Source organism: Acuticoccus mangrovi, assembly GCF_016411865.1.
Taxonomy (GTDB): Bacteria; Pseudomonadota; Alphaproteobacteria; order Rhizobiales; family Amorphaceae; genus Acuticoccus; species Acuticoccus mangrovi.
The window spans coordinates 19,334-33,689 of record NZ_JAEKJA010000010.1 but is presented as its reverse complement, the minus strand read 5'-3'; the positions used below and the strand labels follow the sequence as shown (position 1 = coordinate 33,689).

Annotated in this window: 12 protein-coding genes and 1 pseudogene; all 13 read right to left on the bottom strand. The window is 70.2% G+C overall.

Annotated features, from left to right (window positions below; translation table 11 throughout):
• Positions 1 to 139: 139 nt before the first annotated feature.
• On the bottom strand, positions 140 to 601 hold the full coding sequence (locus JCR33_RS12840) for an NUDIX domain-containing protein (RefSeq protein ID WP_332461181.1): 462 nt from the start codon (positions 599 to 601) through the stop codon (positions 140 to 142).
• Positions 602 to 710: 109 nt separating this feature from the next.
• A complete protein-coding gene (locus JCR33_RS12835; protein WP_198882489.1) occupies positions 711 to 1,790 on the bottom strand; it encodes an alpha/beta fold hydrolase in 1,080 nt (359 codons plus the stop codon).
• Complete coding sequence (locus JCR33_RS12830) at positions 1,790 to 1,996, bottom strand: ChaB family protein (RefSeq protein ID WP_198882488.1); 207 nt, start codon at positions 1,994 to 1,996, stop codon at positions 1,790 to 1,792. The genes JCR33_RS12835 and JCR33_RS12830 overlap by 1 nt, the downstream gene beginning before the upstream one ends.
• A gap of 55 nt (positions 1,997 to 2,051) precedes the next feature.
• A pseudogene (groL, locus tag JCR33_RS12825) lies at positions 2,052 to 3,675 on the bottom strand (chaperonin GroEL).
• A gap of 177 nt (positions 3,676 to 3,852) precedes the next feature.
• Complete coding sequence (locus tag JCR33_RS12820) at positions 3,853 to 5,064, bottom strand: M20 family metallopeptidase (protein WP_198882487.1); 1,212 nt, start codon at positions 5,062 to 5,064, stop codon at positions 3,853 to 3,855.
• Complete coding sequence (locus tag JCR33_RS12815; RefSeq protein WP_198882486.1) at positions 5,054 to 6,754, bottom strand: FAD-binding protein; 1,701 nt, start codon at positions 6,752 to 6,754, stop codon at positions 5,054 to 5,056. The genes JCR33_RS12820 and JCR33_RS12815 overlap by 11 nt, the downstream gene beginning before the upstream one ends.
• The gene (locus tag JCR33_RS12810; protein ID WP_198882485.1) at positions 6,754 to 7,926 is read right to left on the bottom strand and encodes a M24 family metallopeptidase; all 1,173 of its coding nucleotides are present in this window, start codon (positions 7,924 to 7,926) and stop codon (positions 6,754 to 6,756) included. Before JCR33_RS12810 ends, JCR33_RS12815 begins: the two co-directional genes overlap by 1 nt.
• Entirely contained in the window at positions 7,923 to 8,852 is a 930-nt protein-coding gene (locus tag JCR33_RS12805) for a hypothetical protein (protein WP_198882484.1), read from the bottom strand. Before JCR33_RS12805 ends, JCR33_RS12810 begins: the two co-directional genes overlap by 4 nt.
• On the bottom strand, positions 8,849 to 10,012 hold the full coding sequence (locus JCR33_RS12800; RefSeq protein WP_198882483.1) for a mandelate racemase/muconate lactonizing enzyme family protein: 1,164 nt from the start codon (positions 10,010 to 10,012) through the stop codon (positions 8,849 to 8,851). Before JCR33_RS12800 ends, JCR33_RS12805 begins: the two co-directional genes overlap by 4 nt.
• 5 nt (positions 10,013 to 10,017) lie before the next feature.
• Positions 10,018 to 10,800: an ABC transporter permease gene (locus tag JCR33_RS12795; protein ID WP_198882482.1), complete on the bottom strand. Its 783-nt coding sequence runs from the start codon at positions 10,798 to 10,800 to the stop codon at positions 10,018 to 10,020.
• The gene (locus tag JCR33_RS12790; protein ID WP_198882481.1) at positions 10,800 to 11,675 is read right to left on the bottom strand and encodes an ABC transporter permease; all 876 of its coding nucleotides are present in this window, start codon (positions 11,673 to 11,675) and stop codon (positions 10,800 to 10,802) included. Before JCR33_RS12790 ends, JCR33_RS12795 begins: the two co-directional genes overlap by 1 nt.
• Positions 11,675 to 12,820 (bottom strand): ABC transporter ATP-binding protein, encoded by a 1,146-nt coding sequence (locus JCR33_RS12785; RefSeq protein WP_198882480.1) that lies wholly within the window; start codon positions 12,818 to 12,820, stop codon positions 11,675 to 11,677. The genes JCR33_RS12790 and JCR33_RS12785 overlap by 1 nt, the downstream gene beginning before the upstream one ends.
• A 240-nt stretch (positions 12,821 to 13,060) precedes the next feature.
• Entirely contained in the window at positions 13,061 to 14,140 is a 1,080-nt protein-coding gene (locus JCR33_RS12780; RefSeq protein WP_198882479.1) for an ABC transporter substrate-binding protein, read from the bottom strand.
• Between the last annotated feature and the right edge of the window lie 216 nt (positions 14,141 to 14,356).

The window sequence follows — 14,356 nt, the reverse complement described above, 5'->3', positions numbered from 1 at the left end:
ACTTTGGCCGGAATGGTGGCGCAGACGGCCGCAGGACGATTTGCGAAGTATCAATCGCAAGATCGGATGATCCTCCGACGCCGCTTCGGCCCCGGCTCCGCCGGCCCCTGCGCCGAAATATCGGCGCGGCCGGGTGCGCTCAGCCTCTGAGGTACGCCTCTAGGCGATCGAGGAACGGGCGTTGGCCGGCGAGGAGCTTGTTGCGCGCCTCTGAGAGCGCGAACCATGCCGCGCGGTCGACCTCCGGGAAGGAGCGGACCTCACCGCTCCGCGGCGGCCACTCGATGGCGACGGTGCCGCCCCCGGCGATCTCGTCCACCGCGAGGTCGCCGGCCACGGCGAAGGCCTCCACGACCTTGCCGCCCGCCTGGCGCACCGTGCCGAGCGAATGGAGCGCCCCGGCGGCGGGCTGGCCGATCTCCTCCTCGAACTCCCGCCGTGCCGCGACCGCGGTCTCTTCGCCCGTCTCCGGCAGCCCTTTGGGGATCGACCAGGCGCCCTCGTCCTTGCGCCGCCAATAGGGTCCGCCGGGGTGGACGAGGAGCACCTCGACGCCGCGATCTCGCCGACGGTACATCAAGATGCCGGCGCTCAGGACCACGTCCGCCACCTCACCGAGGCGGATGTCGGCAGCGCCGGTGCCGGAGGGGCCCGATGCCGCCCCGCCGTGCCCCCGATGAGGCTCGCCCCATCGCGCGCGGCCGGCCGGGTCAAGCGTGCGCCGCGATCCAGTCGGCGATCTTCGGCCACGTCTCGGCGTGCGCCCGGCGACCCGCGAGGACGCCGAGATGCTGCAGCCCGACGCCGATCTCCACCGGCTGCTCGATGATCCTGGTGTCGACGCCGTCCATCCGGATGAAGAAGGGCTCGACGGACGCGCGCGGGCCGATCTCGTCGGCATCGTTGACGACGCCGAGGACGGGAACGCGCAGGTCCGTCGGCCCGAGCGTCCGGCCGTCGAGCTCGAGCGTGCCCTCCTGGTAGCGGTTCTCGCGGTAGAGCCACTCGACGATCTGATGCACCAGGCGGCCCGGCAGCGGCACCTCGTCGAGCGCCCAGCGCTCGATGCGCACGTGGGTGTCCATCGCGGCCGGGTCGCCGAGGCTGAGGAAGCCGTCGACCCAGCGCGACCACACGAAGGTGCCGGGCGAGATGAGCGCGCAGGACTGCGACAGCTGGGTGCCCGCGACGGTGCCGTTCTCGGGCGTGCCGTGCCCGTTCGCGACCACGAGATCGCGGAACCGGCTCGAGCCGCGCCCGAAGCTGAGCGGCGCGCCGAGGAGCACGAGACCCTGCGCGAGCTCGGGCCGCAGGCTCGCGGCGATGGCCGCGATGGTGCCTCCGAGCGAGTGGCCGAGGACGAACGGCTTCCTCCCCGCACGCGCCGCGGCGATCGTCTCCCCCGCCTCGATGATCGCGTGCGCATAGGCCCCGATGCCGGCGCTCCCGTCGCCCTTCTCGGGCGGCAGCCACTCGATGAGGTGGACGCCGAAGCCGCGGTCGCGGCAGAAGCGCACGGCGCTGACGCTCGGCGCGAGATCCCAGATGTAGGGCCGCTTGATCGGCGCCGGGACCATCAGGAGCGGAGCCCCGCCCCCCTTTCCGGGATAGCGCCGCAGGCGCCAGCCGGGGCCCGATGCGACCACCTCGTAGCGGCACTCGCGAGCGCCGAAGCCGAAGAGGTCCAGCGCGCGGGCCTGGGCGCCACGCCACTCGTCCATCGCCGACAGCTGCGCCGTGCGCAGCGCGCCGAAGAATCCGTTGTCAGGAGGCGGTGTGTCCTCACTCATCAGCGTTGCACCCAGGCTTCGCCGCTCTTGACGTAGGAGCGCTTAACGGCGGCCCAGGCGACGCGGTGCGCCCGCTCTTCGCCTCCCGGTTCGCGGAGCCGCACGTCGAAGGCGTGGTTGAACGCCGCGCGATAGATGTCCTGCGCGTGGGGTGGAAGGTGTTGCCGCACCGACGGCGGCAGCTCGTTGTTGGTCGCGTAGGGCATCGGCGGTCTCCTGCGCCATTCTCGCATGCCGGCGCTTCAACCGGTCATTGGGGCGCTATAGTTGTAGTTCGGGCTCGGTGGCCCGCGGCGTCGACTCCTCCGGTATCTCCGTCATGGTCGCCTCGGTGAGCAGCAGGACGCTGGCAACCGAGACGGCGTTCTCGAGCGCGATGCGAACGACCTTGGTCGGATCCACGATCCCCGCCTCGATCAGGTCGACATAGACCTTGCGGCCGGCATCGAAGCCTTCGCTCGCCTTGCCCTCCAGCATCCGAGCGACCACCACCCCGCCGTCACTCGCCGAGTTCTCGGCGATCTGGCGCGTCGGTGCCTCGAGCGCCCGCCTCAGGATCTGGACGCCGGTGCGCTCGTCGCCCTCGCACTTGTCCTCCTCGTCGGCGAGCGCCGCGACAGAGCGCAGCAGCGCCAGGCCACCGCCCGGAACGATGCCCTCGGCGACCGCCGCCTTGGTGGCGCTGATCGCATCGTCGAGCGCTTCCTTCCGCGCCTTCATCTCCGATTCGGAAGGCGCTCCGACCCTGATCACGGCGACCCCGCCGGCGAGCTTGGCCAACCGCTCCTGCAGCTTCTCACGATCGTAGTCGCTCGTCGACGTCTCGATCTCGCGGCGGATCTCGGCGGTGCGCGCGTCGATCAGCGTGCGGTCGCCGCCGCCACCGACGATGGTGGTGGTGTCCTTGTCGACCACGGCGCGCTGCGCCCGGCCGAGCTGGTCGACGCGCGCCTGATCGAGCTTGGTGCCGAGCTCCTTGGAGACCACCTCGCCGCCCGTCAGGATGGCGATGTCCTGCAGCATCGCCGTGCGGCGATCGCCGAAGCCCGGCGCCTTCACGGCGCAGCACCGCAGCGCGCTGCGCAGCTGGTTGACGATCAGCGTCGCGAGCGCCTCGCCCTCGACGTCCTCCGCGATCAGCAGGAGGGGCCGGTCGAGCTTCGCCACCTCTTCGAGCAGCGGCAGGAGATCCTGGAGATTGCCGATCTTCTGATCCGACACCAGCACCACGGCGTCTTCGAGCACCGCTTCCATCTGCTCCGGGTCGGTCACGAAGTAGCGCGACAGGAAGCCGCGGTCGAACCGCATGCCCTCGACCACTTCGAGGACGGTTTCGGTGGTCTTCGATTCCTCCGTCGAGACGACGCCCTCGTCCCCCCACCTTCTTCATCGCGTCGGCGACGAGCTCGCCGATCGTCGGATCGTTGTGCGCCGAGATGGTGGCGACTTGCGCCTTCTCGCGGCGCGTGCGCACCGGACGCGACAGCACCTGGAGCGCTTCGACCGCCCGTCGCGTGGCACGGTCGAGCCCGCGCTTGATGTCGATGGCGCTGGCGCCGGCCACCACGTTGCACACCCCGTCAGCGAAGATCGCATGGGTGAGGACGGTGGAGGTGCTGGTGCCGTCGCCCACCATCTCGCCGGCCTTCTCCGCCGCCTGCCGCAGCATGCGCGCGCCGAGATTCTCCTCCGGGTCCTTGAGCTCGACCTCCTTGGCGATCGTCACACCGTCGTTGCAGACGATCGGCGCGCCCCACTTCCTCTCGATCAGCACCGACTTGGAGCGTGGGCCGAGCGTCACGCGCACCGCATCGGCGAGCTGGGTCGCCCCGCGCAGGATCTTCTCGCGGGCCGGCGAATGAAACAGAATCCGCTTGTGCGCCATCTGATCGCCCTCAAGGAAGGCTTCAGCCATACGTCGCGCCGGGCCGCCGCGTTTGACGGACGTCAACCCTCGCCGTCGCCCCATGGGCGAACGCGGCGGGCCATCACGCCGGCAAGGTCATGCGCACAGGGGGCGCCCGGCGCCGCGAGCGGGAGCGATCGAGAAGACGGGCTCGGCTCAGACGGCCGAGGGTGGAGAAGCCAGCATCGCCAGGAACCCCGCGAGGGCCTGCGCCTTCATCTCGAGGCTGGGGGTCTCGACATATTCCTCGTCGCTGTGGGCGCGACCGCCTTGGGCGCCGAGGCCGTCGAGCGTCGGCACTCCGGCTGCCGCGGTGAGGTTCCCGTCGGAGGCGCCGCCGCTCTCGGCCGCACCGATCTCGTAGCCGAGGGCCGAGGCGGTCCGGCGGTAGACCTCCAGGAACGCCCGCGCCGCGTCGGAGCATTCCATCGGCGGACGGTGGAAGCGGCCGCTCAACTTCGCCGTCACGCCGGGGGCGAACCCCTCCGCCGCGGCGGCGGCAAGACCCGCTTCCACGCGGGCCTGCTCGGCGGCGTTGGGGACGCGGGTGTCGATCGAGAGACGGGCCCGGCCCGGCACGACGTAAGGCTTGGTGCCGCCCTCGACCACGCCGGGTGTCACCGAGGTGCCGGCGGCGAGATCGTTCAGCGCCGCGATCTCCAGCGTCTTGCGGGCCAATTCGACGATGGCGTTGAGCCCCTTCTCCGGTTCGGCACCGGCATGGGCCTCCCGCCCTTCGACCTCGAGCTCGAAGATGCCGACGCCCTTGCGCGTCATGGTCAGCGCCGGGCCGGGACGGCCGGGTTCCAGCACCAAGGCGAGGTCGTGATCGGCCGCCTCCCGCAAGATCACCTCGCGCGAGGCGGGCGAACCGATCTCCTCGTCACTGTTGAAGATGAAGGTGATGTCGAGCGGCGGACGGCCGCCGGCTGCGGCGGCCAGGGCTTCGATGGCGAAGAGGCCGATGGCGAGCCCGCCCTTCATGTCGTAGCAGCCCGGCCCCGTGATGATGCCGTCGCGATTGGTGAAGGGACGCTGGGCCGTCGCGCCGGCGGCATAGACGGTGTCGAAATGGCCCACCAAGAGCACTTTCGGCGTGTCGGGCGCCGCCCCGCCGCGCCAGCGGGCGATGCGGTTGTCGGCGAAGCGGTCCTGCGGATCGCGGGAGGTCTCGGCGCCCAGCGCCTCGGCCTTCGCGGCCAATAGGTCACCCACCAATTCGGTCAGGGCACGGTCCTCGGTGGGGCTGTCGTGGTCGACCAGCGTTCCGAGGAAGGCGATCAGCGCCTCGGCCCGGGCCGAGACCTCGGCCGCCGCCTTGACGGCGAGCGGCGGCAGATCGGAAAGGGCGGGGGCGTCAGGCGACATCGGACAGGCCTCCCTGGGCCGGAATGAAGTGCGGGGGCGCGCCGGGATCGAGCATCACGGTGCCACGCCATTGGGCCGAGGGCTTCGGGAAGTCCTCGCGGAAATGAGCCCCCCGGCTCTCCTGCCGGAAGAGGGCGCTCGCGAGCGACAGGCGCGCCGTCTCGGCGAGGAAGCCGAGCTCGTGGTGAGCGCGGGCCGTGGTCGGGGCGACGGGGCGGGCGGTGACGTCGGCCGCGATCTCCTCGGCCCGGGCGAGCGCCGGGGCCATGCGGTTGCCGTGGCGCACGATGCCGAGAGCGTCCCAGGCGAGGGTCTGCAGCTCGCGCAGCCGGGCGGCGAGCTCGCCGTCGGCGAAGGGCTCGCCGGTGGCGGGCACCGCCGGGGCCGGCGCACCGGGGTGGTGGCGTGCGGCATAGGCCGCGGCCTCGGCGCCCGCCCGGGCGCCGAACACCAGCGCATCGGGGAGCGCGTTGGAGTTCAACCGGTTGGCGCCGTGGATACCGCCGGCGGCCTCTCCTGCGGCCCAGAGACCCTCGAGCGTCGTCGCGCCGACGGCGTCGGTCGCGAGGCCACCCATCCAGAAATGAGCCTCGGGCGTCACCACGAAGGAATATGTGCGATGGTCGATGCCGACCCGGGCACAGTGGCGGGCGATCTTCGGGTTGGAGCGGGCAAAGGTCTCCGCATCGAGATCGGAAAGGTCGAGCCGCACGCCCTGCCCGCCCTTGCAGGCGACCCCGCGGCCGGCCTGAATCTCCAGGAAGATGCCGCGGGCGCAGAGGTCCCGCGTTCCGGCCTCGGCCCCTTCCGGGTTGAAGGTGAGCATGAAGCGCTCGCCCTCGGCGTTGTAGAGCTTGCCCCCCAGGGAAAAGGTCGAGGGTTGCACCGCGACGCGCGCCCGGTCGAACGGATCGATGCAGCGCCAGGGGTAGAACTGAATGAACTCCATGTCCCTGAGCCGGGCGCCGGCGCGGGCGGCGAGGGCGTAGGCGTCGCCGGTCACGTCGTTGGGGTTCGAGGTCAGCGGAAAGAGCCGCCCCGCCCCGCCGGCGGCGAGAATGGTGGCGCCGGCCCGGATCTCCACCGGGCGCGCGTCTTCGCGCAGGGCCACACAGCGGGCGCCGAGCACCCGGCCTTCGCCATCCTGGAGCAAGGCCGTCGCCATCAGGAATTCGCGGCCTTCGACGCCGAGCGCTCCGACCCGTGCCGCGAGCGGAAGGGTGAGATCGGTGCCGATGTGGTTGGGCGGCACGATCACACGGGAGCGCGAGTGATCCCCCGACGGCGACAGGTGCCGGTGCGGCACCCGCTGTGGATCACCGGCATCGTTGGCGGCGCCGGGCACGGGGTCGCCTTCGAAGACGGCGCCGAGGGACTCCAGAAACGTGACCTCCTCCGCCGCACCGGCGCAGAGAACCTCGACCATCTCGGGATCGGCCACCTCGGCGCCACCGCGAAAGGTGTCGGCGGCGTGGCGAGCGATGCTGTCGTCGACGCCCTCCGGCAACACCGCCGCGTAGCCGGCCGTGGTCATCGCCGACGCACCCGACTTGCCGATCTTGCCCTTCGAGATCAGCACGACCCGTGCCCCCGCCTCGCGGGCGGCGATGGCGGCGCGCAGCCCTGCGAGCCCCGCACCGACGACGAGAACGTCCGTTTCCAGGATATCGGGCGACGCCGTCGCGGGCATCAGGCGATCCGAAGCTCGCGCGGGACGGTGCCGAGGGGCTCACACCCGGTCTCGGTGACGACGATGGTCTCGGAAAAGCCGAGGCCCGCCTTGCCGTAGTCGCGCAGCGCCATCGGCAGGTGGAAGCACATGCCGGGCTTCAGGACGGTGGGGTCGTCCTCCTTGAGGGAAGCGATGCCGCCCTCCACCCAGGTGGACATGCCGAGCCCCACCGAGTAGCCGGCGCGCTTGCGGTAGTTCTCCCACATGCCGGCGCGGTTGATCACCTCGCGCGCGGCCGCGTCCACCTCGGCCGACGTCGCGCCGGGGCGGATCTTCGCCATCGCCGCCTCGAGGGTCTCGATGATCACGTCGGCCATGCGGCGGATCTGATCGGAGGGCGGGCCCACCACGGCGCCGCGCATCATCGGAGCGTAGTAGCGGTGATAGACGCCCGAAAGCTCGATCAGCACCGCGTCGCCGGGCTTCAGCGTCTCGCGCATGTAGCAGGCGTGGGGCAGGCCCGAGCGGGCGCCGGTGCACACGATCGGGTCGCGCTGGAGATATTCGGCACCCGCGCGGGTCATCGCGTCGAAGGCGGCGGCGGCGACGTCGTTGTCGGTGCGGCCGACGGCGATCTCGTCGAGGGCGGCGGTCATCCCGAGGTCGGTGAGGCGGCAGCTCTCGCGCATGAACTCGAGCTCGCGGGGGGATTTGGAGGCCCGCACCGGCTCGACAACGCCCGAGCCGTCGATGAGGTTCGGCAGGCTTGCAGCGAGCTTCTTCCAGTCGGTGACGCGCAGGAAATAGGCCTTTTCCTCGATCCCGATCACACCCTCGGCAAGACCCCGCTCACGCAACGCCGTGATGGTCACCTCGGTCGGATCCTGAGTGTCGTCCCAGGGCACCACCTCGTCGGTCCAGGCGTAGCGGGCGGCGAGCACGCTCTCCATGAAGCGCAGCACCAGGAAGGGCTTGCCCTTCGCCGGGATCACGCAGAGCTGGTAGTTGTGGAAGCCGAAGGTCTGGTAGCCGGTGACGTAGAGGATGTTCTCCGGTCCCGCGAGCACCAGCGTGTCGATGCCGCGCGCGGCCATGCCCTCGCGGATGGCCGAAAGGCGCGCGTCGTATTCGCTCTCTTCGAAGAAGAGCTCGCGCTGGATGGCCGACAGATCGAGACCGGCGACGTTCATTGACGGTGTCCTTGGGTTGAAGCGGCGGTCGGGACGAGGTCCTGCACACGCACGACACGCCCGCCATTGGCGCCGGCGTAGGCGATGAAATCGAGCGCCTGGGGCCGCCACACCGGGTGGGCGAGGCCATAGGCGTGGGTGAGGAAGTTCACCCGGCGCGGCCCGGTGCCGTCCGCCGCCCGGCGCACCACGGCGTCCCAGGTGCGGCGGAGGTCGTCGGGGCCGGCGCGCTCGTTGAAGAGATAGTCGCGGGCGAGGTCCGTCCCCTCCCCGCTCCAGCCGATGGGGATCTCGCGCAAGGGCGTGGGGGCGAAATAGTCCTCCGCCTCGCTCGCGACGGGCCAGTCGATGTTGCGCGAGGCGTCGTGCTGACCGGGCCCGGCCGAGAGATCGAGCGCAACCCCCGCTTCGGCGAGAAGGCGCGGCAGGTCCGGGTGGAAGGCGAAGAAGCCGGAGCGGAACGCCTCGAAGGTGATGCCCGCCTCCCGCGCCCGGGCGACGAAGCCCGGAATCAGCTCGGCGAGGTGCGCGCCGTCGTCATAGAGGTTGGTGCCGTCGACACGGTCCTCGTGCGGATGGAGAGCGAGGGCCGCCCCGGCGGCGCGATAATCGTCCCAGACGGAGCGGTAGGGCTCGCGCAGGAAGGTGTCGCGGTAGCGCGGGCTCGTGTGGAGGGTGACGGTGGCGGCCCCGTCGGCCCCCTCGCGGATCGCCGACAGGACGGCGTCGAGCCGGCCGAGCACCTTCTTCTCGTCAGGCTCGGGGGCGCCGGGGCGAGCCGGGTAGAAGGCGCGGCCGCCGCCGATCTCGCTCGGCGGATCGAGGTCGACGAGCCAGACGATCTCGACGTCGCCGGACGCGGCAGGGGCGGACGTGGCAGGGGCGGACGTGGCAGGGGCAGACGCGGCAGGGGCGGACAAGGTCATGCGAAGGGAGTCCCGAAATGGGCGACGGGGGTGAGGCCGTCCTCGTCGATGGTGATGCCGAGACCGGGGCCGTCCGGCAGGCGGATCGTCCCATCGACGAACTCGAGCCCCGAGAAGGGCTGTGAGCCGACGCGCTGGAACCCCCAGAGCTCGCAGGAAAAGGGGTTGGAGGCGGCGGCGCAGTGGAGGGCCGCCGCGGTGGCGAGCTGGCCCTCGTCCATCTGGCCCATCATGTAGCCGAGACCCGCCGCCTCGGCGATCGCCACCATGCCCATCAGCTGGCGCGGGCCGCCGGCCTTCACGAGCTTGAAGTGGAAGCCGTCGGCGGCTCCCGCCTCGATCACCTGCATCAGCGTCCCGGGAGTCCCGACGCTCTCGTCGGCGATGATCGGGATGCCGGCGCCGTCGCGCACCTCCTTCAAGCCGCGAATGTCGGCGGCGCGCACCGGCTGCTCCAGGAAAGCGAGGCCCAGCCTCTCGAACGTCGCGATGCGCCGGAGCGCCTCCTTGGCGTTCCAGGCCTGGTTGGCGTCGGCGGCGATCTCGGCCTCGGGGCCGGCCGGATGGTTCTTCAGCACGTCACCGATCGCACGCATGCGGGCGACGTCCTCTTCGAAGGAGAGGCCGACGCGCTGCTTGATCCGCCTAATGCCGATGTCGAGATAGCGCTCGGCGCGGCGGGCGGCCTCGTCGGGGGCACAGAAGGGGATGGTGCCGTGCACCCGGACGGTCTTGACGTCGCCGGCGCCGAGCATCGCCTGGAGGGGAAGCCCCGCCTGGCGCGCCCAAGCATCTTCGGCCGCGATCGAGACCGCGGCCCGGGCCGAGGAGTTGCCCATGGCGAGTCCCGCCAGGAGCCGGTTGAGCGCGGTGGGCGTCGTCGGGCGGGTGGCGACGACCGCGGGCGCGTGCACGTCCGAAAGGGCCGCGACGATGCGCGACTGGGTTTCCCCGGTGACGTAGGGCGCGTTGCCCCGCACCTCGCCCCAACCGACGGTTCCGTCGGCGAGACCCACCTTGACCACCACCTCCTCGAGCCGGTCGATGAGACCGGAAGAGGCATGCTGGAAGCTCTGGGCGAGTGGCAGCGAGGCCGTCAACACCCCAACCGAGACGATGGCCCGCTCAGGGGTCGGCGCCACGTCGGCCGAATGAGACATCGCGCTCACTCCCCGCCGGCGAGATAGCGGAAAACCCCGATGGTTCGGTCGAGCACCACGAAGAGCACCGCCCCGACCACCGCGAGCACGAAGGCGGCGGCCGGGATCACCGGCGTCATCCCCCCCACATACATGCGCTGGAACATTTCGACGGGCAGTGTCCGCTCACCGATCCCCGAGAGGAACAGCGCCAGCGTCACGTTGTTGAAGCTGAGGATGAAGGTGAAGATGAAGGCGGCGATGACACCCGTCTTGATCTGGGGCGCGGTGACGCGAAAGAAGGTCTGCAGCGGCCCCGCGCCGAGGATCGCACTCGACCATTCGAGCCGCCGATCGAGGCCCGACACCGACACGAGAACCGTGCGGAAGGCGAACGGCACCGACACGACGAGGTGGGCGAGCACGAGCCCGAAGAAGGTCTCCGCCATGCCGAGCGTTTCGAACCAGATCAGGAGGCCGAGGGCGAGCACGATCTGGGGGATCGTCCGCGGGCTCGTGATCAGGGTTTCCATGGCGGTGCGGCCCGGCATGCGGCTGCGCTCGATGGCGAAGGCGCAGGGGATCGAGATCACCACCGCCGCCCCCGCCGCGAGGGTCGCGAGGAGGAAGCTGCGCCAGGCCGCGGCCATCAGGAGCTGATCCTGAAAAATCCCGATGAACCACTGGAGCGACAGCCCCTGGGGCGGAAAGCGGATGATGCCGGCCGAGGTGAGCGCCACCGGCAAGGTGACGATGATCGGCGCCACCATCAGCGCCACGACGATGTAGACGAAAACACGCAAGATCATCAGACCATGCTCCATTCGCCGCGGCGAGTCAGGCGGTTGGACAGCGCGATGAAGAGGTAGGTGAGCACCACCACCACCACGAGGAGGATGAAGGCGAGCGCGCCGGCCATGTTCCAGTCCAACAGCTCCGCGGCGTAGCTGTAGATCGAGATCGGGATGAACTGCCCTCGCGGCCCGGTGATCAGGATCGGCACCAGGTAGGAGGAGACCGACAGCGAGAACACGAGGATCGAGCTCGCCACGATGCCGGGCATCGACAGCGGCAGAAGCACCGTCCACAGGATCCGCGGTCCCGAAGCACCGAGGATCCGCGCCGCGGCGATCTTGTCCGCCGGCACGTTCTGAAGGCTCGCGGCGAGGATCAAGACCGCGAAGGGCACGTGCTCGTAGGTCAGCACACCGACGAGCGCCCAGAAGCTGCGCAGCCAGCGCAACGGACCATGGATGAGGCCCAGCGCGTCGAGCGCCTGCTGGATCACCCCGAACGGCAGCATCAGAATGTACCAGCCGAGGATGCCGACGATCACGTTGACGAAGATCGGCAGAAGGCAGGCGAGCGCGATCAGGGTGCGCTCCCAGCCGCCACAATGGGTGAGGCGCCAGGCGACGGCATAGCCGATAGCAAGGCTCGTCAGCGTCGCGCAGAACCCGAGCGCCAGCGAGTTGCCGAGCATCTGCCAGTACCACAGGTCGCCCAGGATCTTGGCGTAGTTGACCAGCGAGAAGCCGCCGGCGCCCGCCTCGGGATGCTTCGCCTGGAAGCTCATCGACAACAGATCCGCCACCGGCAGCGCGAAGAACGCCGCCATCAGCACGATCACCGGAGCGATGAAGAGAAGCGGCGCCACCCGGCGCAGCCCGGACGTCCCGTCCATCACACCGTCTCCGTCAAGGGCCGGACGGCGGCGCCGGCCATCTCACCGTCGGCGAGCGGAATGACGTCCTGCCGCCCGAAGGCGAGGGCGACGCTCTCGCCCCGTTCGAAGAGCCGGCCGCCGGCCCGCGGCAGGGCGAGGGCCGTCAGGTGCGGAGCTCCCTCCGCGGCGAGTTCGTAGGTCACGGTGCCACCCTTGAAGATGCGGTCCGTGACCGTGGCGGACCAGACGTGCTCCGCCTCCACCGGCCCCGGGCGCACGGCGAAGGACTCGGGGCGGATCGCGAAGGCCGCCTCCCCGCCGATGGTCCATTCCGGCCGCGCCGTCGCCGACAGCGACAAGCCCGTCGGCAGCACGATGCGCGCAACGCCCGCGTCCAGCGCCTCGACACGGCCGAGCATCACGTTGGCGTCGCCCACGAAGGTGCACACGAAGGAGCTGCGCGGATCGGCGTAGATCTCCGCGGGCGGTGCGATCCGCTCGATCTTGCCGCCACGCATCACCGCGATGCGGTCCGACATCACCAACGCCTCCTCCTGGGAGTGGGTGACGAGGAGGGTCGAGACCTTCAGCGTCTCGTGGATGCGCTTGATCTCGACCTGCATCTCCTTGCGCAGCGCGGCGTCGAGGTTCGAGAGCGGTTCGTCGAGGAGCAGGAGGTCGGGCCCGGTGACGAGCGCGCGGGCGAGCGCGACGCGCTGCTGCATGCCGCCCGAGAGCTGCGAGGGGAACTTGCCCTCCGCCCCCGGCAGACGCACGAGCTCGAGCATCTCGTCCACCTTGGTCTTCACCACGGCGGCGGAGGGCGAGCCCTGCATCTTCAGCCCATAGGCGATGTTGTCGAACACCGTCATGTGCGGGAACAGCGCCCAGGACTGGAACACCATACCGAGGCGGCGCTTGCGTGGCGGCAGGCGGTCGGCAGCACGCCCGCGCAAGGTCATGCGCCCGCCGTCGGGGCTCAAAAGACCCGCGACGATGTTCAGCGTGGTCGACTTCCCGCAGCCCGAGGGACCCAGCAGGGTCAGGAACTCGCCGCGGGCGATCTCCAGGTCGAGCGCGTCGAGCACCCTCTGGTTCTGGAAGGTCTTGGAGACGCCTTCCAAACGTAGGATGAGCTCCGGGTCGGCGCTGGGATCAGGCATAGGCAAAAGAATCCGTTTCGTCGGTCGCGCGGCGCGAACCTCGCGCGGGAAGCGATGGGGCGGCGCCGGGGGACCGGCACGCAGAAGCGGCGCATGGGATCGCGCCGGGCGGGAGCGGGCCTCGGTCGAGGCGCGCTCCCACGGAGCATCGCCGGCGGAGGGCCTGCCCGAACAATCCTCCGCCACGGCAAAAACCGCGGGACCGGCGAACCGGTCCCGCGGTGGCGCAGCAGGGTCCGGTCAGCGGATTTCGCGGTTCCAGCGCTCGATCCACTCGGGGCGCACGGCGTTGATCGCCTTCCAGTCCAGCGCCTCGAGCTTGTCGAACTCCTTCGACGTCAGGTCCATGTCGGCCTTGGTCTCGTCGGGGATCTTGTCCCAGGCGGTGGGCGACGGGCTTGCGAGGCCGCCGTCCTTCACGCGCAGCAGCTGGAACTCGTCGGAGTAGTAGAGGTCGAGATAGCGGTAGGCAGCTTCGGTGCAGGGTGCGCCCTTCACGAAGCTCAGGCCACCGGCGGCGACGGGGCTGCCCTCCTCCGGCAGGACCCAGCGCACCGGCAGACCCTTGGCGCGCAGCGCGGCGCCCATGTTCGAGCCGGTGGTCGACAGCCAGACCTCGCCGAGCTGCATCAGGTTCGACATCTCCGACGACCAGGTGTGGACGGTGTGCATGTTGTCCATCAGCGACTCGGCGAACTCGAAGCCGGGGTCGATGTTGTCGACGCCGCCGCCGCCCATCTGCGCCCATTTGACGAGCTGAGCCGTCCCCCAGGTCGAAGCCGGCGCGGTGATCGAGATGCGGCCGGCGAAGCTCGGATCGGCGAGATCGGTCCAGGAGGTCGGCGGCTCGATACCCGCCTCCTTCAGCGCTTCCTCGTTGTAGAGGAGGCCGACGCCGAGCACGTTGGTGGCGAGCACGACCACGTCGTCACCGTCCTTGGTGTAGGCCCAGTCGAACAGCTTGCCGGCGTTCGGCGCCTTCGACAGGTCGATCGGCGCGCACATGCCGTCGGCGCAAGCCGACACGCCGATCGGCACGTCCCACTGGGCGATGGTGACGCGCGGGTTCGGCATCTGGGCCGACAGGCGCTCCACCATGTTGGCCGAGCCGATCTCTTCGGCGACGAGCGTGACGCCCATCTCCTCCTTCAGCTTCGGCGCGATGTAGGACATCACGTTGTCGCGGTGAGCGGGCGAGATCGACAGGAACACCTGCATTTCGGTGCAGGCGTCCTGCGCGGTCGCCGCGCCGGCGACGAGCGCCGAGGCGGCGGCGCCGACCAGAAGGGCGACCAGGCGGTTGCCGCGATTGCTTTGCATGGGACTGGCCCTCCGTCGAGCGCTCTGTTTCGGGAACTAAAACCCGGGTTGCGGGTAAGGCGGCGCGCCGCCTCGCCCGATCAGTAAAGAAGACGAGAATGGGCTTGTCCAGGCAGAGATTGCTTTTTTGGAGCAAAAAACAACAATTTAGCGCCAACGCTGAATCTGGGTGCAGGATGCCTCTGAATTCGCCTCATTCTTAGGCATCGGCCATCC

Coding starts and splice junctions, on each gene's coding strand:
- JCR33_RS12835 (WP_198882489.1), bottom strand. CDS start 1,790: ATGAGTGAGGACACACCGCCTCCTGACAACGGATTCTTCGGCGCGCTG.
- JCR33_RS12830 (WP_198882488.1), bottom strand. CDS start 1,996: ATGCCCTACGCGACCAACAACGAGCTGCCGCCGTCGGTGCGGCAACAC.
- JCR33_RS12820 (WP_198882487.1), bottom strand. CDS start 5,064: ATGTCGCCTGACGCCCCCGCCCTTTCCGATCTGCCGCCGCTCGCCGTC.
- JCR33_RS12815 (WP_198882486.1), bottom strand. CDS start 6,754: ATGCCCGCGACGGCGTCGCCCGATATCCTGGAAACGGACGTTCTCGTC.
- JCR33_RS12810 (WP_198882485.1), bottom strand. CDS start 7,926: ATGAACGTCGCCGGTCTCGATCTGTCGGCCATCCAGCGCGAGCTCTTC.
- JCR33_RS12805 (WP_198882484.1), bottom strand. CDS start 8,852: ATGACCTTGTCCGCCCCTGCCGCGTCTGCCCCTGCCACGTCCGCCCCT.
- JCR33_RS12800 (WP_198882483.1), bottom strand. CDS start 10,012: ATGTCTCATTCGGCCGACGTGGCGCCGACCCCTGAGCGGGCCATCGTC.
- JCR33_RS12795 (WP_198882482.1), bottom strand. CDS start 10,800: ATGATCTTGCGTGTTTTCGTCTACATCGTCGTGGCGCTGATGGTGGCG.
- JCR33_RS12790 (WP_198882481.1), bottom strand. CDS start 11,675: ATGGACGGGACGTCCGGGCTGCGCCGGGTGGCGCCGCTTCTCTTCATC.
- JCR33_RS12785 (WP_198882480.1), bottom strand. CDS start 12,820: ATGCCTGATCCCAGCGCCGACCCGGAGCTCATCCTACGTTTGGAAGGC.
- JCR33_RS12780 (WP_198882479.1), bottom strand. CDS start 14,140: ATGCAAAGCAATCGCGGCAACCGCCTGGTCGCCCTTCTGGTCGGCGCC.